Below are 19,758 nucleotides of genomic sequence, written 5' to 3'. Positions count from 1 at the left end.
CGATTCATCCACCCACCGTCGGCACAATGGCCCGAGCGGTGGAGTGGGACCCGTGATGACAGATCGGCGGCTGGTCCAGCCGTTCCATGCCTTGATCGCTGTCGCGGCCGTGCTGGTCGGCCTCGGCATCGTGGCGATCGGCCTGACGGTATGGGGGTTGCGGTCGGACGCGATCCGGGTCGCGGTCCGCGATTCCGAGAACATCGCGGTCCTGGTCGGCGACCAGGTCGCCCGCTCCCTGGAGCCGCTGGTCGACGTGCTCGACGAGATCCGCGAGCGCGCCGCCGCGCTGCCGATGCAGCGCCCCGAGGAATTTCGGGAGTGGTTCGGCAGCGAGGCGATGTTCCGCCTCCTCAGCGACCGCATCGCCTGGATTCCGCCGGGCGTCGCGCTCACCATCACCGACAGTCGCGGCGATCTCGTCAACACCAGCCGGGCGTGGCCGCCCTTCGCGCTCAACCTGGCCGATCGCGACTACTTCCGGCATCTCGTATCGAACGCCACGACGGGTCTCTATGTGAGCGCTCCGGTGGAGAGCCGGCTCACCGGCGAGACGACGCTGATCTTCGCCAAGCGAATCGTCGACCGCCGCGGCGAGTTCCTCGGTGTCGTCGCCGCCGCCTTCGATCTCCCGCAGGTCGAGCGGGTGTGGCGGCCGATCGCCGAGCTCGACGGCCGCACCTTCGTGATGCTGCGGCAGGACGGCACCGTGCTGGTGCGCTACCCGGACCCGAAGCGGCGCGCCGGCGACCGGCTGCCGCCGACGTCGCCCTGGTATCGCGTGGTGGCACAGGGCGGCGGCGCCTTTCGCGGCTCCGGCATCTTCGACCCGAACCGGCGCTGGATCGCCGTTCGCGCGGTGCCGAACCTGCCGCTGGTGGTGAATATCGGGATGGACGAAGACGTCATCCTGGGGCCATGGGAGCGCCGTGCCGCGCTGATCGCCTTCGCCACCCTGCTGGCCGTGCTGGCGGCCGTGCTGCTGCTGCGCGCCCTCATCCTCCAGTTCCGTCGACTGTCGCGCTCGGAAGCCTCGCTGGCGGCCACCTCGCACGAGCTGAAGCACGCCAACACCCGGCTCGACGCGGCCTTGAACAACATGTCCCAGGGCCTGTGCATGTTCGATCGCGACGAACGGCTGGTCCTGTGCAACGAGCGCTATCTGAAAATGTATGGCCTGGCGGGCGCCGACGTGCGTCACGGCATGTCGCTGAGCGACCTGCTGCAACGGCGCACCGCGACCGGGACCTTCATGGGCGATCCGGACGACTATCGGGGCAGGCTGCGCGACCAGCTCCTGCACGGCAATCGGCTCTACGTGCAGACCGAGCTGCCCGACGGCCGCATCGTCGCCGTGCTCAACCAGCCGATGCCCGACGGCGGCTGGGTGGCGACCCACGAGGACGTCACCGAGCGCCAACGCGCGGTCTGGCGCATCGCCCACATGGCGCGCCACGACGCGCTCACCGATCTCGCCAATCGTCTTCTGTTCAGCGAGCGTCTGGACGAGGCGTTCGCCCGCATGGACGTCGCGGGCGGCGGCTTCGCACTGTTCGTGTTCGATCTCGATCTGTTCAAGGCGGTCAACGATTCGCTCGGGCATCCGGTGGGTGACGCATTGCTGCGCGCGGTGGCCGACCGGCTGCGCCGCTGCGTGCCGGCATCGTGCACCATCGGCCGCCTGGGTGGCGACGAGTTCGCGGTGCTGATGCCGGGGAGCGGCGATCTGCGCGCCGCCGCGTCGGCGCTCGCCGATATGGCGTTGCGCGAGATCGGCGCCCCCTACGACGTCGAGGGCAGCCATGTCGGCATCGGCATCAGCATCGGCGTGGCGATTGCGCCCGACGACGGCGGCAACAGCTCGGCGCTGCTCAAGAATGCCGATCTGGCGCTGTACCGGGCGAAGGCGTCGGGCCGGCACTGCTGGCGGTTCTTCGAGATCGAGATGGATGCCGAGGCGCGCATGCAGCACGTCCTCGAGATCGATCTACGCAGCGCGCTCGCATCCGACGAGCTCGACGTCCACTATCAGGTGATCGTCGACGTCGCCACGCGCCTGCCCTGCGGTGTCGAGGCGCTGGTGCGCTGGCGGCACCCGGTGTTCGGCAATTTGTCGCCCGACCGCTTCGTGCCGATCGCCGAGAACACCGGCCTCATCGTCCCGATCGGCGAGTGGATTCTGCGCCGGGCCTGCGCCGAGGCGACGGGCTGGCCGGCGCACGTCAAGATCGCCGTGAACATGTCGCCGGTGCAGTTCCGCAGTCCGGGGCTGGTGGCGATGGTCCGCGGCACGCTCGCGGCGGTCGGGCTGCCGCCCGAGCGGCTGGAGCTGGAGATCACCGAGTCGGTGCTGCTCCAGAAGCACAGCGAGATCATCGACCGGCTGCACGAGCTGAGTGCGCTCGGCATCAACATCGTGCTCGACGATTTCGGCGTCGGCTACTCGTCGCTGAACTATCTGCGCCTGTTTCCGTTCTCCAAGATCAAGATCGATCGCGGCTTCGTCGGCGAGATGGCGCGTCGCACCGACTGCGCCACCATCGTCAGCGCGGTCACCGGGCTCGCCCACGCGCTCGACATGGCGACCACCGCCGAGGGCGTCGAGACTTGGGAGCAGTTCCGCCTCGTCCAGGCGGCGGGGTGCAGCCAGGCGCAGGGTTATCTGTTCAGCCGGCCGGAGCCGGCCGGGCGGCTCGACTTCTCCCGCCGCGAGATCGGCGAGCGCAACCGCAGCTGATCTCGGTTTCGGACTGCGAAGCCGGCGCCCGGCGTCCAGTCGATTCGCGCCACCAGGCGCACGACGTGACATTTCCACGCGGCCGAAAATGCTCTAAGCCGGAACGGCGCGGCGCCGCCGGCGGCGCACGCGCGCTCCGCTCGCCCGCGCCGGCATCATGCCGAGGAATTCCGCCATGCAGGACATGCCCTCGCGGGTCGGCCTGATCGGCCTCGGCCTGATCGGGACGGCGCTCGCCCGCCGCCTGATCGCGGCCGGCTTCGCGGTCACCGGCACCGATATCGCGGCCGAGGCGCGAGCACGTCTCGCCGGACTCGGCGGCACGCCGGCCGACGACATCGCGACGATCGCCCGCACCTGCCCGCGGGTGCTGATCGCGGTGTTCGACAGCGCCCAGGTGGAGGACGTGATCGAGGGACCGGCCGGTCTCCTCGCGGTCGGCGACGGGGCACGGGCGACACGGCTCGTTCTCAACTTCGCGACCTGCGATCCCGACCGCATGGTGGCGCTGGCGGCGCGCGCCGCGGCGCGCGGCCTCGACTTCCTCGAAACGCCGCTGTCGGGGGCGAGTGATCAGGTGGCGCGCGGCGAGGCGGTGTGCCTGGTCGGTGGCGACCGCGCCGTGATGGAGCGGGCCGACGATCTGCTGCGGGCGGTGAGCGACAAGGCATTCTTTCTCGGTCCGGTCGGCAACGGCGCCAAGGCCAAGCTCGCCACCAACCTGATCCTCGGGCTCAACCGCGCGGCGCTCGCCGAGGGGCTGGTCTATGCGGAGCGGCTGGGACTGCCCGCCGACGCCTTCTTCGAGGCGGCGCGTCACTCGGCGGCCTATTCGGCCGCCATGGACGTCAAGGGCCGCAAGATGATCACGCGCGATTACGCCACCGCCGGCAAGGTCTCGCAGTCGGCCAAGGACTTTGCCCTCATTCTCGCGACTGCCCGGGCGCACGGCCAGGCGCTGCCCTTCGCGGCCGCCTATGCGGAGGCGATGGCCGGCTGCATCGCGGCCGGCGAGGGCGACTGGGACAACAGCGCCATCGTCGAGCAGATCCGCCGCCTGCACCGGCCGCCCGGCGGCGGCTGAGCGGGCGGTGGCGCTCATATTTTTCCGGGTGATCAGTTCGCCGTCGTTCCGGGGCGCGGGCGATCAGCCCGCGAACCCGGAACCCAGCGAAACACGTCATCCCGCGGCAGCTTCGCGGCTTCCGGAATGACCGCCAAATGGATCAGCCGGATCTCGTATCACTTCGGCGCGGCGTTCTCCTGGCGGAAATAGACGTCGACCTGCATGCCGACCTTGAGCGGCCCCGGATCGGCGAGGTCGACCACCACCTCCAGCACGTCGATGTCGGCCTGGCGCCGCGGGCCGCGCGCCGCCATGCCGCCGGGGCCGACCGTCTGGGCGATCGACGCCACCGTGCCGGCGAAGTCGCGCCCCTGGAAGGCGTTCGCCCGCACCACCACGGCCTGGCCGACCCGGACCTGCGCGATGTCGCGCTCGTCCAGCTCGGCCCGCACCCGCAGGCCGGAGAGATCACCGAGCACCACCAGCGGCGCCTCGGCCGACGGCGCCGCCAGCTCGCCGCGCCGGGCCGCGACCTGCAAGACGGTGCCGTCGATGGGAGCGCGCAGCCGGGTCTTCTCCAGTCCCGCCTCGGCGAGCGCCAGCTCGGCGCGGGCGGCGATCCACTCGGCCTCGGTGCGATTGGGCAGCGGCGTGTCGCCGGTGGCGCGCAGCCGCGCCAGCTCGGCCTCCGCCCGGCGTAGCCGCTCGCTCGCCTGGACCAGCGCCTGGCGGGCGCGCGCGATCGCGGCCTCGTCGCCGTCGCCGCCACGCCGCCGCTCGATGGTCGCGGCGTCGAACGCATCGCGCGCGGCCAGCGCCGCCTGCTCGGCCTCGACCAGCGCGTCCTCGGCGCGGCGCCGCTCGCCGGAGCCGCGCGGCGCCGACTGGTCGTCACGGGCCCGCTCGCGGGCCCCGGCCTGGGCCTCGGCCATCGTCACCCGGGCGCGGGCCTCGGTGTCCTCGATCCGCACCAGGATCTCGCCTGCCGTCACGGTGTCGTTCGGCCGCACCAGCACCTCGACGATGCGGCCGGCCGTGGCGGCGCCGAGCCGCAGCTCGCGCGAGCGCGGCTCGACGCGGCCGAGCGCGACGGCGGCCCAGGACTTGCGGCCGTTGCGGTCGGCGGCCTCGTCGGCGCGCTGGGCCGTGGCCGGCAGCGGCGCGGCGAAAACGAGGAGCATGGCGACCGCCGGCAGCAGGGCGGCCGGACGGGGGAGCGGATCACGACGCATGCGGACGGACCTCGGAATCGATCGGGACGGTGGGTGGACCGGACGCCGCGCGGCGTGGGCCGGGCTCCTCGGCGACGATGCGGCCGTCCTCGATGCGCACCACCCGGTCGGCGAACGGCAGGGTGCGCGGATCGTGGGTGACCACCAGCACGGCGCGCTCGGGGTCGCGGGCGATCTCGGCCAGCACCGTCATGATGGCCTGGCCGTTGTCGCCGTCGAGCGACGCGGTCGGCTCATCGGCGAGGATCACGGCGGGACGGCCGACCACGGCCCGCGCGATGGCGACGCGCTGCTGCTCGCCGCCCGACAGCTCGCGCGGGAACGCCGCCCGCTTGTGGGTGAGCCCGACGGTCGCCAGTGCCGCGGCGGCCCGCTCGCGGACCTCCGGGCTGCGCTCCCCGCGCACGTCGAGGACGAGCTGCACGTTCTCCAGCGCCGTCAGGGTCGGGAACAGGTGGTAGGACTGGAACACGAAGCCGACGTGTCGACGGCGCAGTGCCGCCAGCGCCTCCGGGCCGGCGCCCGTGGTGGTCTCGCCGCGCAGCCGCACGGTGCCGCGAGTCGGCGTCAGCATGCCGCCGAGGATCGACAGGAGGGTCGTCTTGCCGCTGCCGGACGGCCCCATCAGCAGCGTCAGCGCGCCGCCCGTCAGCGTCAGCGAGACGCCGCGCAGCGCCGCGACGCGGCCGGCGCCCTCGCCCAGCGTCTTCTCGATCGCCAGGCCCTCGACCACCGGCGCCGTCATCGGGCCAGCACCGTGGCGGGATCGATGCGCACCACCTCGCGGATCGCTGCGACGGCCGAGACCGCGCACATCGCGATGGTCATGACCAGCAGGCCGAGCACCAGTGTCGGCGTCATCACCACCGGCAGGGCCGAGTCGGTGGTCGCCGCCACCACGGCGAGGCCGGCCGCCGTCGCCAGTGCGAAGCCGACGAGCGCGCTGAGCAGCGCCTGCCACAGGATCACCTCGACGATGTAGCGGGTCGACGAGCCGATGGCGCGCAGGGTCGCGAACTCGGCGATGTGGTCCTTGGTGCTGGAGTAGAGCGTCTGCGCGACGATCACGGTGCCGACCACGATGCCGAGCAGGGCGCCGCCGAACAGCGCCGCGCCGGCGCCGGTGCCGAACAGCCAGAACGAGCGGCTGCGCTCGCGGAACGCCGCTCCGGTCAGCACCTCGGCGTCGGCGAGGTTCTCGGCGATTTGCGCGCGGACGCGGTCGATATCGGCGCCGGGCGCCAGTCGGACCAGGAAGTAGGTGGCGCGATCGGTCGGTGTGCCCAGATAGGCGCGGGCGCGGTCGAAGCCGGCGAACACGTAGGGCGTCGTGGTGAACGAGCGGATGCCCGCCGTCACCGCGACGATGCGGGCCTTTTGGTCGCGGATCTCGCCGGCGTCGCCGACGCCGCGCACGCCCAGCCGGTCCGCATAGGAGCGGTCGACCGCCACCGCGAAGGGGGCGGCGAGATCGTCGGCGCGTCCGGCGACGACGTTCCACGGCGCGAGCCCGCCGCCGCGCGGATCGGAGCCGACCACGAACACCGGGGTCGAGCCGCCGTCCGGCCGCCGCCACTCGGCGAAGCCGAGCACCAGCGGCGCCACCGCGGCGACGCCGCCGACCGACAGCGCGCGGAAGCGCTGGCGCTCGTCGAGCAGCGACGGGTCCTCGAAGTTGCGGGTGCCGCGCGGCACGATCCACAGGTCGGCCTCGGCATGGTCGACCATCGTCGTCACCATCCGCTCGAAGCCGAGGAACAGGCCGATCTGCACGGTCACCAGGATGACCGAGAAGACGATGCCGATCACCGTGGTGACGAGGCGCACGCGGTCGTGGAACAGGTTGCGGGAGGCGAGCACGAGGACGAGCGGCGGCCCCGCCTTGCGGGCGGTGCTCAGACGCTCCGCGGCTGCACGGCTCGCCGCCGCGATGGCTTCTCCGGTGCGGCGTGCGGCGCGCCATCCGGTGCGGGCGGCGGCGCTGGCGACCGGCACGAAGGCGTCCCACGCACGGTCAGTCGCGGCCGCCGTCGCGGCGACCGCGCGTCGCACCGACGCGACGAGGCGCCGTGTCCGGTCGTCGTCGTGCCGGCCGTCTCTGCGCTGATCGGTTTCGAGCCGGTGCTGGTGCATTCCGGGTTCCTGGGATCGGCGCCCGATGATCGACCCGGAGAGGTCGCGGCGGAAGCCCTACCTCTCCGCCCGCCATCGGGGCGGGCCGCATGTCCCTGGACAATGCAGCAGGCGACGTTCGGTGCCATCCCCCTACCGCTTCCGGATGCCGCACCGTCAGGCGGCGAATATGGCCTTCAGCGCGTCGAAGCGTGCGACCTGAGCGGGATCGAGGCTGCGATCGGGCAGCCGGCGCACGAACACCTTGAACATCGCCTCGCCGTCGCGATCGAAGAATTGCACCGAGCAGCTCTCGCGCCCCATGAAGGGCCGCCGCACGAAGGCGATCGCCACGCAGCGGTCGGCCCGGATGTGGCCGCCGATCGGGCTGTCGCCGTGTAGGTTGAAGAAGCCGCGCCCGAAGCTGCCGGGCGGCACCGGCCCCTCGCATTCGAGCACGATGCTCGGCGTGTGGACGATAACCAGCACCGGACCCCAGCCCGTCAGGTCGGCCATCACGTCGGCGAAGGCGTCGGCCGGCGCGAACGCGGCGGCGTCCGGCGGCAGCAGGCGGGTGGCGTCGAGCGTGGTGACGCCATGCTGGCGGGCGAGCGCCTCGATGACGCCGTCCGGATTCTCGGCGAGGCGCGCCGCCAGCGCGGTGCGGTCGTCGGCGGTATCGCGTGCGGTGGCATTGATAGTGAGGTCGGTCATGCGGGGGACTCCTGCGTGGGGGCGGTGCGGTCGAGCGCCGCATAGAGGCCGCCGGTGAGATTGGTGATCCAGAAGGCGCCGGCCGTGGTGGTGGCGAGGCGGCTGCCCGCCACGGTGACGAGACCGGCTGCGTGCCAGTTCTCGATCAGCGGCGCGGCGGCGGCGCGGAAGCCGGGGGCGAGCGCCTCGACGGCGGCGAGATCGAGTGCGCCGGCTTCGAGGCCCGCCGTCACGGCCGCCTGGGCGGCGAAGCGCGGCGGCGTGCGCGACACGCCCTCGATCGCGGCGCGGCCCTCCGCCTGCATGGCGCGGCGGCGCGCGATCTCGATGACGTTGCGCCAGCGCAGGCCGTGCGCCTGGCCGCCGGCGCCCGGACCGAACGGCAGGCAGGGCAGGCCACGCTTGACGCCTCCGTTGTAGACGTTGCGCTCGCGCCCCGAGCGGACGAGATGCGACTGGGCGACCTGCCGCCAGCCGTGGCGGGTCAGCCGTGCCACGCTGTCCGCATAGGCGCGCGCCTGTGCGGCGAGCGAGCCGGCGGGCGGCAGCTTGCCGGTGTCGATCGCCTGCGCCATCGGGCCGCCGCGCCAGACGTTGAGGGCGTAGAGGGTGACCCCGTCGATGCCGGTCGCCGCCACGGTCTCGATGTCACGCGCCCAGACCTCGGCCGTCTGGCCGGGCAAGCCGTAGATCAGATCGCAGACGACGCGCGCCCGGCCGAGTCCGATCAGCGCGGCGAGAAACGCCGAGACCTCCTCGCCCGAGCACTTGCGGCCGAGGCGGCGGCGAAGCGCGGTGTCGAAGCTCTGCACGCCGAGCGAGATGCGGTTGGCGCCGGCCGCGATCGCCGCCTCGGCCTTGTCGAGACCGAAGTCGTAGGTGCGGCCCTCCAACGTGATCTCGCAGTCGGGGGCGAGCGGCAGGTGGCGGCGCAGCGCACCGATGAGCCGGGCGAGCGCGTCCGCCGGCAGCGCCGTCGGGGTGCCGCCGCCGATATACACGGCGGCGATCGGGGCCGAGGCGACGAGCGGCGTCGCGGCGCGTGCCGCGATCTCGGCGACGACGTCGTCCACGAAGGCGTCGGCCACCTGCGGGCGCCAGACGTTCTGGAAGAAGCCGCAGAACAGGCAGTGGTTCTGGCAGTAGGGCACATGGATGTAGACGACCGCCGGGGTGTCGCGCGGTGTCGCGAAGGCGGTCTCGATCAGCGCCTCGGCCGCGGCCGGATCGACCGCGGTGCTGCCGCGCCAGGGCGGCGCGAAGCTGCGGCCCGAGAATGCCGCGGTCAGCGCGTCGCGCCCCGCCGGCACCAGGAACGCCTCGATCGGCTTTGTCGGCGCGACCGGATGATCGCGCTGTGTGGCGCCGTGCGGATGCCCCGTTGCGGCCATGACCTCTCGGCTTGTCGTTCCGTGCATGACGTCATCCCGTGCCCTTCAGCGCCGCTCGCGTGGCTCCGCCACGGGCGGGGCGCTGCGCCCCCGCGGCGTGATCATGTGGGGCAGCACGCAGGGCACCCCGGCCGGCAGCCCGCAGCTCCGCAGATCGACCCCGAACACGCGGGCCAGCAGATCGGGCGTGATCACCGTGCGCGGCGCGCCATCGGCGGCGATGCGGCCGCGGTGGAGCGCGACGACGCGGTCGGCGACCGCGGCCGCGAGATTGAGATCGTGCAGCACCGCCACGACGGCGGTGCCGGCCGCGGCGCGGGCGCGCACGGCGGCGACCACGTCGATCTGATGGCGGAGATCGAGGGCGGCGGTCGGCTCGTCGAGCAGCAGCACGCCGGGGCCGGCGGCCGCCTCGCCGCGGGCGAGCTGCACCAGCACGCGGGCGAGATGCGCCCGGTGCTGCTCGCCGCCCGACAGCGTCGTGATGGTGCGGTGGCGCAGCGCCGCGAGATCGACCTCGGCCAGCATGGCGTCGACCAGGGTATCGATGGCGGCGCCGCGGCTGACGCCGGCGCCCATGCGGACGATCTCCTCGACCGTGAACGGGAAGGCGACCGCGACGCTCTGCGACAGCACCGCCCGCAGCGTGGCGAGCCGCGAGGGCGAGCACGCGGCGATGTCCTCGCCCTTGAGGAGCACGCGGCCGCGGCCGCGGGAGAGCTCGCCCGACAGCACCCGCATCAGGGTCGACTTGCCGGCTCCGTTGGGGCCGACCACGGCGATGATCTCGCCGGGCGCGACCGTGAGGTCGACGGCGTCGAGCAGGGTGGCGCGGCCGGCCCGCACGGTGACGTCGCGGAGCACGATCGCCGTCATAGGCCCACCACGGCGCGCTGGCGCAGCAGCAGCACGAGGAAGAACGGCGCCCCGAGGATCGCCGTGACGATGCCGACCGGCAGCTCGGCCGGCGCCGCCAGCGTGCGGGCGAGGGTGTCGGCGGCGAGCAGCACCAGCCCGCCGAGCAGCACCGCGGCCGGCAGCAGCGCGCGGTGGCCGGGGCCGATCACCAGCCGCAGCAGGTGCGGCACCACGATGCCGACGAAGCCGATCACGCCCGCGGCCGCCACCGCGGCGCCGGCGGCGGCCGCCACCAGCACGATGGCGAAGCGCTTCAGCCGCTCGACCGGCACGCCCATGTGGAACGCCTCCGCCTCGCCGAGCACCAGGAGATCGAGGCCGCGGGCGATCACCGGCAGCGCCACCAGGGTGGCGACGAGGAACGGCGCGATGGCGGCGACCTTCGGCCAGGTCGCGCCGGCGAGCGAGCCGAGCGTCCAGAAGGTGATGTCGCGGAGCTGGCGGTCGTCGGCGAGGAAGACCAGGAGCCCGGTGCCGGCGCCGGCGAGCGCGCCGAGAGCCAGGCCGGCGAGGAGGAGCGTGGCGATCGAGGTGCGGCCCTCGCGGGTGGCGATGCGATAGAGCAGGGCGGTGACCGCGAGAGCACCGAGAAAGGCCGCCAGCGGCAGCAGCTCGGGGCCGATGACGCCGCCCAGCCGGGTGCCGGCCAGCAGCGTGTCGCCGAGCACGATGGTGGCGGCTGCCGCGAGCCCGGCGCCGGCCGAGACGCCGACGAGGCCGGGATCGGCGAGCGGATTGCGGAACAGGCCCTGCATGATGGTGCCTGCGGTGGTGAGCAGCGCACCGACCGCGACCGCGAGCACGATCCGCGGCAGGCGGATCGAGAACAGCACGAGCTGGTCGCGGGCGATCTCGGCGGCGGGGCCGCCGACGAGCCCGAGGGCGGCGGCGAGACGGCCGGGCGGGATACCGGCGGCGCCGGTCGCCGCCGCGCCGATCGCCGCCGCGATCAGCAGCACCGCGAGACCGGACAGCACCAGCCCGCGCCGCAGGGCCCGCAGGCCGGGCGGTGGTGCCGCGGGAGGCATCATCGCGGCCGGGATGGCGTCGTCGCTCATCGCCGGCAATCCGCCACGGTGGCGTCGTGGCTGACGGCGCGCGTGCCGGCGCCCGTCGTGACCGTTGCGGCCGTCGTGGCCGCCGCGGCCGGCGTCCCGCCGGCGAGGGCAGCGAGCCGCGCCGCCAGATCGCGGGCAGCGCGCGCCGTGCGCGGCCCGAAGCCGAGCAGGTACTGGCCGTCCATCACGATCAGCGCCCGGGCGCGGCCGGCCGGCGTGCCGACGAAGGCTGGGCGATCGAGCACCGCGGCGGTGGCGGTCTCGCCGGGCCGGTTCATCATCAGCACCACGTCGGGCTGTGCCGCGATGATCGCCTCGTCGCCGACCGGCTTGTAGCCGACGAGGTCCGGCATCGCGTTCTCGGCGCCGGCCAGGCGGACGATGCCGTCGGCGGCGGTGTCGCGGCCCGCCACCATGGCGCGCCCGCCCACGAAGGACAGCACGAAGAGGACGCGCAGCGGCCGCGCGAGCCGCACCCGCTCGCGCTCCAGCGCCGCGACGTCGGCCCGCAGCGCATCGATCAGGCAGGCCCCGCGGGCGGGCTCGCCGATGGTGTCGGCGACGAGCCGCACCTTCTCGATCACGCCCGCGATGGTGTAGCGGTCGGCCACCTGCACGAAGGGCACCTGCGCGGCCTTGAGCACGGCGACCGCCGCGGGCGGGCCGGCGCCCTCCGAGGCCAGCACCAGCGACGGCGCCATCGCCAGAACGCCTTCCGGCGAGAGCTGGCGCATGTAGCCGACGCTCGGCTTGTCGGCGAGCGCCTGCGGCGGATGCACGCTGGTGCTGTCGACCGCGACGATGCGGTGCTCGGCGCCGAGCGCGTAGAGGATCTCGGTGATGGCGCCGCCGATCGCGACGATGCGGCGCGTGTCCGTGATGGTGACGCGGCGTCCGTCGGCGTCGGTGACCGTGACGGGCTCGGCCCGCCCGGCGTCGGGCTCGGCCCGCAGTGGTGTCGCGGCCGCCAGCGACGTGATCACGAGGGCGCCGGCGAGGAGCGCAGCAGGAAGCTGCGCGGTGCCGCCGCGGTGTCGTGTTGCGCGTCTCATGCGGACCTCCGAATCCGTGCGGGTCACTTGGTCAGGATCAGCTTGTTCTGCGCGGTCAGCCGCAGCCGGTAGGCGTCGGCGCCGTGCTGGATGACGATCTCGCGGGTGGCGACGAACAGGTCGCGGCTCGCGATGCGATTGCCCGTCACGGCGACGTGGCGGGCCGGGGTGGGGTCGCCGTCGGCGGGCGAGACGGCGGGACGGGCGGGCTCGGGCGGGGGCAGGGGCATCGGCGGTCTCTCGGCGGCGCGGCCGTTGTTCTTTGAGATGTTCGAAGTTTGGGATGATTCTAGACTTGATTATTCTATGATTTGAGACGTTCTAAACTCCGTTTATCTATGTTGACGTCCCGTAATACAGTCGAGTAGCAAAGGCAAGCGCGCGACGCCCGGCTTCGACCGCGGCGTCGCGCCACCGCCAGCCAGCCGCCGCGTGCCGACGCGGCGCGCCCGCCAGCCCGCGACATCACCCAGCGACGACGACGGGGGCCGACATGGCGGGACGGGAACGAGGGCGGAGCGCCGACGCGCTCCTCATGGGAATTTCGGTGATCGCCGTCACGGCCGTGGCGACGGCGGTCGCGCGGGCGCAGGCGGTCGACACGCTCGATCCGATCACGGTGGTGGCGACCAAGCAGGAGGAGAAGGCAATCGACGCGCTGGCGCCGGTGTCGACGGTGCGCCGCGAGCAGATCGACCAGATCCTGCCGAAGCGGCTGTCGGATCTGCTGATCGCGGTGTCGGGCGTCACCGTGCAGGAGCGCGGCGACGAGCCGTCGACCTCGATCAACATCCGCGGGCTCCAGGACTTCGGCCGCGTCGCCGTGGTGGTGGACGGCGCTCGCCAGAACTATCAGCGCAGCGGCCACGGCGCCGACGGCGCCTTCTTTCTCGATCCCGAGCTGATCGGCGGCATCGACGTGGTGCGCGGGCCGACCGCCAACATCTACGGCTCCGGCGCGATCGGCGGTGTCGTCGCGATCCGCACCAAGGATTTCCAGGATGTGGTGCGGCCGGGCGAGCGGTGGGGCGCCGAGGCCCACACCCAGGCCGCCCACAACGGGCCGAGCGGACTCGCCTCGTTCTTCGGCGGTTACCGAGCCTCGCCCGATGTCGACGTGTTCGCCGGCGGCAGCTTCAAGAGCCAGGGCGACTACCAGGACGGCAACGGTGCCGAAGTGGTCAACTCGGGGAGCCGGGCCGGCAGCGCGATCGCCAAGGTCACGGCGCGACCGGCCGATGGGCACGAGGTGAAGCTCTCGGGCCTGTTCCAGAACTTCGACTACGCCATCGGTCAGCCGAGCCGCTCCGGCGTCACCGGAACCTCCACCTATGCGACCGACCTGACCAACATCACGACCGCGGCGCGCTGGCGCTACAACCGGCCCGACAACCAGCTCGTCGACTGGGATGCGAACGTCTATTGGAACCGGACCGACTCGCAGCAGGTGAAGACGGTCCATACGTCGGCGGCACCGAGCGCATTCTGCGGAGGCCGTCCGGGGAACGCGATCAGCGGCTGTGTGGGCGGCGAGCGAAACTACGTGCTCGACACGATCGGGTTCGACGCCAACAACACGAGCCGCTTCGGTGCGCTCGGCTTCGCCCATGCGCTCACGGTCGGCGGCGACTCCTTCACCGACAAGGTGGAGACCTACGACGCCACGGGCAACTCCAACATCACCACGCCGGGCGGCGAGCGCACCGTGAGCGGCGCCTTCGCGCAGCTCAAAAGCACCTACTCGACCTGGCTCGAGGTGATCGCCGCGGCCCGCTACGACGCTTACGCGCTCGACGGCGGAGGGACGACGGCATCGGGCGACCGGCTGTCTCCGAAGGTCACGATCGGTATCACACCGATCGCCGGGCTCACACCCTATGTCACCTACGCAGAAGGCTATCGGGCGCCGGCACTCACCGAGACGGTGGTGGCCGGGCCGCATGTCGCGGTCGGTCCGCCGTTCTTCACCTGCTCGGACGGCAGCCCGGCGCTGTTCTGCTTCCTCCCCAATCCCGGACTGCGACCGGAGACCGGCAAGACCAAGGAGGCCGGCATCAATCTGAAATACGACAACGTGCTCATGCCGGGCGCGATCTTCCGCGGCAAGGTCAACGTCTTCCGCAACGATGTCGAGGACTACATCGACCAGGCCCTGTTCGGGCCGACCGTGACGTTCCGGGGAGTCACGTACTACAAGTTCACCCAATACCAGAACATCGCGCAGGCGCGCATCGAGGGTGCCGAGCTCGAGGCCATGTACGACGCCGGCGCCTGGTTCGTCGGTCTCGCCGGGCAGATCCAGCGCGGCCGGAATGTCGAGACCGGCGTCGGCCTGGTTCGTGTCCAGCCGAACCGGATCGTCACCACCGTCGGCGCGCGCTTTCTCGACCGAAAGATCACCGCGATGGTGCGGTGGGCCGCGGTGGCTTCGAACGACGATCTTCCCGCCGCGTATACGCCGGCCGACTCCTACAATCTCGTCAACGTCTATGTCGGCTACCAGCCGACCCCAGACGTGCTGATGGGGCTCGGGATCGACAATCTGTTGAACCAGTTCTACCGCCCTTATCCGACCGCCGGACAGCCCGACACCGTGTGGTCTTCGCCGGCGCCCGGCATCACGTTCAAGGGCTCGGTCAAGATCCGCTTCGGAGCCTGAGGGCGCGATGTCGGGCCAGCATCACCGCCGGGTCGATCGCGCCACGCTGACGGTGGTGCCACGCCGGGCCGTCGACGCCGTCGCCGAGGGGCGCGCTCCGGCGGTGGTGCTGCGGCCGTTCGTCGAGGAGGCGCGTCACCGCGGCAATGTGGTGTCGCTCGCCCCTGTCCGGGCGGGGCGGAACCATGCGGTAGGTGTCTCTGCGGCGCCGCCGCTCGCAGCGTTGTGCGTCGATGACCGTGCGACCCCGCTCCGCCACCCCGGAGCGGGGCGCCGGTCGGCCGCCGTGGCTGTGGCGTCGGTGCTGCTGCACGCGGCGGCGCTGGCCGCTTTCGCCCGGGTGCCGGCGCCCGCCGCCAGCATCGGGGTCGCGGTGGTGTCGGTCGAGCTGGTGCTCGGCGCCGACACGGCGGCCGGGCTCGCGCCGGTGCCGGGCGTGTCCGAGACGGTGAGCGCCGCCGCGAGCGGCGAGCTGGCGCCGGAGCCGACGGAGCGGGAGACCGCCAAGCCCGAGACGCCCGCGCCGCCACCGCCGCCCGACGAGACGGTCTTCGAGCGGATGGAGGAGCCCGCGGTCGCCGAGCCGGCCGTTCCCGAGCCGGCCCCGGCGCCTGCCGAGACCACCGCGTCCGCTCCGCCGATCGAGCCCGAGGCGCCCGAGCGCGTGGCCGCCCGGCCGGAGCCGATCCCGCCGAAGGCCGAGACACGCACGGTGGAGCCGCCGAAGGCCGCGCCGCGCAAGCCCGCGGCGGCGTCGCGCAAGCCGGTGTCCGCGCCGCGGACCGGCGACACCGCCCGCGACGCACGGCCCTCCGGCCGCACCGCCAGCGTGGCGTCGAGTGCCGCGAGTGGCGTCGGCATCGGTCGCTCCGATCGGCATACGAACTATCGCGGCCTCGTCGCGGCGCATCTCGCCCGCCACAAGCAGTTCCCGTCCGATGCCCGGGCGGCCGGCCTTCAGGGCAGCACCACCGTCACCTTCACGATCGACGGCGGCGGCCGGGTCACCGCGGTGCGGCTCGGCCGCACCTCCGGCGTCGCCAGTCTCGACCAGGAGAGCGTCGCCATGGTGCGCCGCGCCTCGCCGTTTCCCGCCCCGCCCGACGGCCGCGCCATGAGCTTCACGGTGCCGGTCGGCTTCCATCTGCGCTAGAGCATTTTCCGGCGAAGTGGACGCCGGTTCGCCGTCGAAAATGCGATCATGAAAGGACTTTTGGAGCGGAACACGATCCAGGTGGATCGGCTTCCGCTCCAGCATTTCCCGGACTGTCGAACCCGGTCCGGCCCCACGAGCAGACAGGAGAGACCCCCGATGTACATCGCCATGAACCGCTTCCGCGTGAAGACGGGCAGCGAGGCGGCGTTCGAGCAGGTATGGACGTCCCGCGAGACCTATCTGGACCGCATGCCCGGCTTCGTCGAATTCCATCTGCTCAAGGGGCCGGAGGCCGAGGACCACACGCTCTATGCGTCGCACACCGTGTGGGAGAGCAAGGCCGCGTTCGAGGCGTGGACGAGGTCGGACGAGTTCCGCAAGGCGCATGCGCGCGCCGACAACGCCAACACGGGTCCGCTGTACCTGGAGCACCCGAAGTTCGAGGGCTTCGAGGTGAAGCAGACGGTGCGGCCGCGCGAAGCCGACGCGGCGTAGCCTTCACGTGCCATATGGCGCAGGATTGCGTCCCTCTCCCCGCTGGCGGGGAGAGGGTGGCGAGCGGCGCAAAGCGCCAAGCGAGCCGGGTGAGGGGGCGTTTCGGATCGAGTTGTGACACCCATCACCCGGACTTCGCGCCTGCGGCGCAAAGTCCGACCTCTCCCCGTCAGCGGGGAGAGGGGAAGAGCGCGCCTATTCCCGCGTCGCCTACTCCCGCGCCTTCTGCTTGAGTGCGTAGAGCGCCTCCAGCGCCTCGCGCGGCGACAGCGCGTCGGGATCGAGACCGGCGAGCGCCTGCATCACCGCCTCGGCGTGCGGGTCGGCGGGCGGCGGCGGGATCGGGCGCGCCGCGAACAGCGGCAGGTCGTCGACGAGCTTCCGGGCCGGCGAGGTGCGGTCCTCCGCCTCCAGCACGCCGAGCACATGCTTGGCGCGCTCGATCACGGCCGGCGGCAGGCCGGCGAGCTTCGCCACCTGGATGCCGTAGGAGCGGTCGGCGGCGCCCGGCACCACCTCGTGCAGGAACACCACCTCACCGTGCCACTCCTTCACCCGCACCGTGATGTTGAACAGCCGGGCGAGCTTCTTGGCGAGCGCGGTCAGCTCGTGAAAGTGCGTGGCGAACAGGGCGCGGCAGCGGTTGCGGTCGTGCAGGTGCTCGATGGCCGCCCAGGCGATGGAGAGGCCGTCGAAGGTCGCGGTGCCGCGGCCGATCTCGTCCAGGATGACCAGCGACCGCTCGCCCGCCTGGTTCAGGATGGCGGCAGTCTCCACCATCTCGACCATGAAGGTGGAGCGCCCGCGGGCGAGATCGTCGGCGGCGCCGACGCGCGAGAACAGCCGGTCGACCACCCCGACATGGGCGCGCGCCGCCGGCACGAAGCTGCCGGCCTGGGCGAGCACCACGATCAGCGCGTTCTGGCGCAGATAGGTCGACTTGCCCGCCATGTTGGGGCCGGTGACCACGGCGATGCGGCCGGAACCCGTCGTCCCGGCGCCACCCTCGCCATCCCGGCGGGGCGCCGGCGACAGGTCGCAGTCGTTGGCGACGAACGGCGAGCCGTCGGCGACCAGCGCCTGCTCGACCACCGGGTGGCGGCCACCCTCGATGCGGAATGCGAGGCTCGCGTCGACCTCCGGCCGCACGAACCGGCAGGCGACCGCGACCTCGGCCAGCGCCGCCGCGACATCGATCACGGCGAGCGCCTGGGCGGCCGCCTTGACGGCGTCGGCGGCGTCGACCACGGCGGCCGACAGCCGCTCGAACGTGTCCAGCTCCAGCCCGAGGGCACGGTCGGCCGCACTGGCGATCTTGGCTTCGAGCGCCCCCAGCTCGACCGAGGTGAAGCGCACCTGGCCGGCCAGCGTCTGTCGATGCACGAAGGTCTCGTTGAAGGGCGGCGCCATCAGCTTGTCGCCGTGCTGCGCCGTCACCTCGACGAAATAGCCGAGCACGTTGTTGTGCCGGATCTTGAGGGTGCGGATGCCGGTGTCGTCGGCGTAGCGGGCCTGGAGGGCGGCGATCACCCGCCGCGACTCGTCGCGCAGCGCGCGCGTCTCGTCGAGGGTCGCATCGTAGCCGTCGCGCACGAAGCCGCCGTCGCGCTTGAGCAGCGGCAGCTCGTCGGCGAGCGCGGCCGCGAGCTCACGGCCGAGCGCCGGATCGGGCGCGCGCAGATCGGCGATGGCGGCGGCGATCTCGTCCGGCATCGCGGCGGTGTCGAGCCGGGCCGCGAGGTCGACGGCGGCCGCGAGGCCGTCGCGGATCGCTGCGAGATCACGCGGTCCGCCGCGCCCGAGCACCAGCCGCGCCAGCGCGCGGGCGAGATCGGGGGCCGCCGCGAGCTCGTCTCGGACCAGGCTGCGGAGCACGCCGTCCGCCACGAAGGCATCGACGGCGTCGAGGCGCCGGGCGATCGCCGCCGGATCGGTGAGCGGCGCCGCGATGCGCTGGGCGAGCAGCCGCGAGCCGGCCGCCGTGACGGTGCGGTCGATGGCGGCGAGCAGCGAGCCGCGGCGCTCGCCGCCGAGCGTCTTCATCAGCTCCAGGTTGGCGCGCGTCGCCGCGTCGATCAGCAGGGTGGCGCCGCTCGCCTCGCGGGTCGGCGGCGACAGCGGCGGCCGGCGGCCGAGCTGGGTGCGCTCCACATAGGTGACGCAGGCGGCCGCGGCGGTCAGCTCCAGTCGCGAGAAGCTGCCGAACGCATCGGCGGTCGCCACCGCGAAATAGGCGGCCACCCGCCGCTCGGCGGTGGCGCCGTCGAACACGTCGCGGCCGAGCGGCGTCACCGCCGGCAGCGTGCGCAGGAACGGCGCGACGTCGGGGTCCTCGTAGAGCGCGTCGGCGACGATCACCTCGCCGGGCTCGACGCGGGCGATCTCGGCCGCCAGCCGCACGCGGTCGCATTCGGTCAGGCGGAACTCGCCGGTCGAGATGTCGAGGCAGGCGAGGGCGAAGCGGCCGTCGTCGTGCTCGCTCGACGGCTTCGCCTTCACGATCGCGGCCAGGAAGTTGTTGCGGCGGGAATCGAGCAGCGTCTCCTCGGTCAGCGTGCCGGGGGTGACGAGGCGGACCACGTCGCGTCGCACCACCGACTTGCCGCCGCGCTTCTTGGCCTCCGCCGGGTCCTCGAGCTGCTCGCAGACCGCGACCCGGTGGCCGAGCGCGATCAGCCGGTGGAGGTATTCGTCGGCGCGCTCGATCGGCACGCCGCACATCGGGATGTCTGCGCCCTGGTGCTTGCCGCGCTTGGTCAGCACGATGCCGAGCGCCCGGCTCGCCGTCTCGGCGTCGCCGAAGAACATCTCGTAGAAGTCGCCCATCCGGTAGAACAGCAGGCAGTCCGGATTGGCGGCCTTGATCTCGATGTACTGCTCCATCATCGGGGTGACGCGCGTCTCGGCCCGCGGCGCGTCCGGACGTGGCGGCTCGGCCCGCGGCGCGGGCGTGTCGGGGGATTCGTCGGGAGCGGGGTTCTGCACGGCATCCATGGCGGCGGACGCTAGCAGAACCGGCCGAGGGTTTCTAACCGCTGGTGCGCCCGACTTGTGGAGAGCCGGCCCCGAGCCTGCCCTCCTTCTCCCCGCCTGCGGGGAGAAGGTCGGGATGAGGGGGCGCCGCGTGGATACGGAGACGCCCCCTCACCCGGATTCCGCGCCTGCGGC

The 19,758-nt window shown here is 72.8% G+C and carries 15 protein-coding genes; 5 read left to right on the top strand and 10 right to left on the bottom strand.

Annotated elements, in window-relative coordinates; translation table 11 throughout:
- Nucleotides 1–55: 55 nt before the first annotated feature.
- Together ACFQUV_RS14360 and ACFQUV_RS14355 are read left to right on the top strand one after the other, a co-directional pair.
- On the top strand, nt 56–2,737 hold the full coding sequence (locus ACFQUV_RS14360) for an EAL domain-containing protein (RefSeq protein ID WP_244601575.1): 2,682 nt from the start codon (nt 56–58) through the stop codon (nt 2,735–2,737).
- Between the two features lie 175 nt (nt 2,738–2,912).
- Nucleotides 2,913–3,821 (top strand): NAD(P)-dependent oxidoreductase, encoded by a 909-nt coding sequence (locus tag ACFQUV_RS14355; protein ID WP_165363872.1) that lies wholly within the window; start codon nt 2,913–2,915, stop codon nt 3,819–3,821.
- 158 nt (nt 3,822–3,979) lie between these two features.
- On the opposite strand, the gene ACFQUV_RS14350 is transcribed toward ACFQUV_RS14355, so the two are convergent.
- The 9 genes from ACFQUV_RS14350 to ACFQUV_RS14310 all read right to left on the bottom strand — a co-directional run bounded on the left by ACFQUV_RS14350 (nt 3,980) and on the right by ACFQUV_RS14310 (nt 12,510).
- On the bottom strand, nt 3,980–5,035 hold the full coding sequence (locus ACFQUV_RS14350) for an HlyD family secretion protein (protein WP_129609044.1): 1,056 nt from the start codon (nt 5,033–5,035) through the stop codon (nt 3,980–3,982).
- On the bottom strand, nt 5,025–5,780 hold the full coding sequence (locus ACFQUV_RS14345; protein WP_129609045.1) for an ABC transporter ATP-binding protein: 756 nt from the start codon (nt 5,778–5,780) through the stop codon (nt 5,025–5,027). The genes ACFQUV_RS14350 and ACFQUV_RS14345 overlap by 11 nt, the downstream gene beginning before the upstream one ends.
- On the bottom strand, nt 5,777–7,168 hold the full coding sequence (locus tag ACFQUV_RS14340; RefSeq protein WP_129609046.1) for an ABC transporter permease: 1,392 nt from the start codon (nt 7,166–7,168) through the stop codon (nt 5,777–5,779). The genes ACFQUV_RS14345 and ACFQUV_RS14340 overlap by 4 nt, the downstream gene beginning before the upstream one ends.
- A 156-nt stretch (nt 7,169–7,324) precedes the next feature.
- Nucleotides 7,325–7,861, bottom strand: a complete 537-nt coding sequence (gene hutX, locus ACFQUV_RS14335; RefSeq protein WP_129609047.1) for a heme utilization cystosolic carrier protein HutX — start codon at nt 7,859–7,861, stop codon at nt 7,325–7,327.
- Nucleotides 7,858–9,252, bottom strand: coding sequence for a heme anaerobic degradation radical SAM methyltransferase ChuW/HutW (gene hutW, locus ACFQUV_RS14330; RefSeq protein WP_207211465.1), 1,395 nt, complete (start codon nt 9,250–9,252; stop codon nt 7,858–7,860). Before hutW ends, hutX begins: the two co-directional genes overlap by 4 nt.
- 45 nt (nt 9,253–9,297) lie before the next feature.
- Nucleotides 9,298–10,128: a heme ABC transporter ATP-binding protein gene (locus ACFQUV_RS14325; protein WP_129609049.1), complete on the bottom strand. Its 831-nt coding sequence runs from the start codon at nt 10,126–10,128 to the stop codon at nt 9,298–9,300.
- Entirely contained in the window at nt 10,125–11,228 is a 1,104-nt protein-coding gene (locus ACFQUV_RS14320) for an iron ABC transporter permease (protein ID WP_129609050.1), read from the bottom strand. The genes ACFQUV_RS14325 and ACFQUV_RS14320 overlap by 4 nt, the downstream gene beginning before the upstream one ends.
- Nucleotides 11,225–12,280 (bottom strand): hemin ABC transporter substrate-binding protein, encoded by a 1,056-nt coding sequence (locus tag ACFQUV_RS14315; protein ID WP_129609051.1) that lies wholly within the window; start codon nt 12,278–12,280, stop codon nt 11,225–11,227. The genes ACFQUV_RS14320 and ACFQUV_RS14315 overlap by 4 nt, the downstream gene beginning before the upstream one ends.
- A gap of 23 nt (nt 12,281–12,303) precedes the next feature.
- Nucleotides 12,304–12,510, bottom strand: a complete 207-nt coding sequence (locus tag ACFQUV_RS14310) for a hemin uptake protein HemP (protein ID WP_378395094.1) — start codon at nt 12,508–12,510, stop codon at nt 12,304–12,306.
- 305 nt (nt 12,511–12,815) lie between these two features.
- On the opposite strand from ACFQUV_RS14310, the gene ACFQUV_RS14305 reads away from it, so the two are divergent.
- The 3 genes from ACFQUV_RS14305 to ACFQUV_RS14295 all read left to right on the top strand — a co-directional run bounded on the left by ACFQUV_RS14305 (nt 12,816) and on the right by ACFQUV_RS14295 (nt 16,590).
- On the top strand, nt 12,816–14,939 hold the full coding sequence (locus tag ACFQUV_RS14305; RefSeq protein WP_244601452.1) for a TonB-dependent hemoglobin/transferrin/lactoferrin family receptor: 2,124 nt from the start codon (nt 12,816–12,818) through the stop codon (nt 14,937–14,939).
- Nucleotides 14,940–14,946: 7 nt separating this feature from the next.
- Nucleotides 14,947–16,092, top strand: a complete 1,146-nt coding sequence (locus ACFQUV_RS14300; protein WP_129607757.1) for an energy transducer TonB — start codon at nt 14,947–14,949, stop codon at nt 16,090–16,092.
- Between the two features lie 159 nt (nt 16,093–16,251).
- Complete coding sequence (locus tag ACFQUV_RS14295) at nt 16,252–16,590, top strand: antibiotic biosynthesis monooxygenase (RefSeq protein ID WP_111386309.1); 339 nt, start codon at nt 16,252–16,254, stop codon at nt 16,588–16,590.
- A gap of 210 nt (nt 16,591–16,800) precedes the next feature.
- Here the strand turns inward: ACFQUV_RS14295 and mutS are convergent, their stop codons facing one another.
- The gene (gene mutS / locus ACFQUV_RS14290) at nt 16,801–19,584 is read right to left on the bottom strand and encodes a DNA mismatch repair protein MutS (RefSeq protein ID WP_129607758.1); all 2,784 of its coding nucleotides are present in this window, start codon (nt 19,582–19,584) and stop codon (nt 16,801–16,803) included.
- Nucleotides 19,585–19,758: the final 174 nt, after the last annotated feature.

The sequence above is a fragment of the Rhodoplanes sp. P11 genome, from assembly GCF_964266735.1.
Taxonomy (GTDB): domain Bacteria; phylum Pseudomonadota; class Alphaproteobacteria; order Rhizobiales; family Xanthobacteraceae; genus Rhodoplanes; species Rhodoplanes serenus.
The sequence above is the reverse complement of the archived record's forward strand: the minus strand, read 5'-3'. Positions and strand labels throughout refer to the sequence as shown.

What these genes read in the sequence shown, in the direction of transcription:
- ACFQUV_RS14360 (WP_244601575.1), top strand. Translation starts at nt 56, where the DNA reads ATGACAGATCGGCGGCTGGTCCAGCCGTTCCATGCCTTGATCGCTGTC.
- ACFQUV_RS14355 (WP_165363872.1), top strand. Translation starts at nt 2,913, where the DNA reads ATGCAGGACATGCCCTCGCGGGTCGGCCTGATCGGCCTCGGCCTGATC.
- ACFQUV_RS14350 (WP_129609044.1), bottom strand. Translation starts at nt 5,035, where the DNA reads ATGCGTCGTGATCCGCTCCCCCGTCCGGCCGCCCTGCTGCCGGCGGTC.
- ACFQUV_RS14345 (WP_129609045.1), bottom strand. Translation starts at nt 5,780, where the DNA reads ATGACGGCGCCGGTGGTCGAGGGCCTGGCGATCGAGAAGACGCTGGGC.
- ACFQUV_RS14340 (WP_129609046.1), bottom strand. Translation starts at nt 7,168, where the DNA reads ATGCACCAGCACCGGCTCGAAACCGATCAGCGCAGAGACGGCCGGCAC.
- hutX (WP_129609047.1), bottom strand. Translation starts at nt 7,861, where the DNA reads ATGACCGACCTCACTATCAATGCCACCGCACGCGATACCGCCGACGAC.
- hutW (WP_207211465.1), bottom strand. Translation starts at nt 9,252, where the DNA reads ATGGCCGCAACGGGGCATCCGCACGGCGCCACACAGCGCGATCATCCG.
- ACFQUV_RS14325 (WP_129609049.1), bottom strand. Translation starts at nt 10,128, where the DNA reads ATGACGGCGATCGTGCTCCGCGACGTCACCGTGCGGGCCGGCCGCGCC.
- ACFQUV_RS14320 (WP_129609050.1), bottom strand. Translation starts at nt 11,228, where the DNA reads ATGAGCGACGACGCCATCCCGGCCGCGATGATGCCTCCCGCGGCACCA.
- ACFQUV_RS14315 (WP_129609051.1), bottom strand. Translation starts at nt 12,280, where the DNA reads ATGAGACGCGCAACACGACACCGCGGCGGCACCGCGCAGCTTCCTGCT.
- ACFQUV_RS14310 (WP_378395094.1), bottom strand. Translation starts at nt 12,510, where the DNA reads ATGCCCCTGCCCCCGCCCGAGCCCGCCCGTCCCGCCGTCTCGCCCGCC.
- ACFQUV_RS14305 (WP_244601452.1), top strand. Translation starts at nt 12,816, where the DNA reads ATGGGAATTTCGGTGATCGCCGTCACGGCCGTGGCGACGGCGGTCGCG.
- ACFQUV_RS14300 (WP_129607757.1), top strand. Translation starts at nt 14,947, where the DNA reads ATGTCGGGCCAGCATCACCGCCGGGTCGATCGCGCCACGCTGACGGTG.
- ACFQUV_RS14295 (WP_111386309.1), top strand. Translation starts at nt 16,252, where the DNA reads ATGTACATCGCCATGAACCGCTTCCGCGTGAAGACGGGCAGCGAGGCG.
- mutS (WP_129607758.1), bottom strand. Translation starts at nt 19,584, where the DNA reads ATGGATGCCGTGCAGAACCCCGCTCCCGACGAATCCCCCGACACGCCC.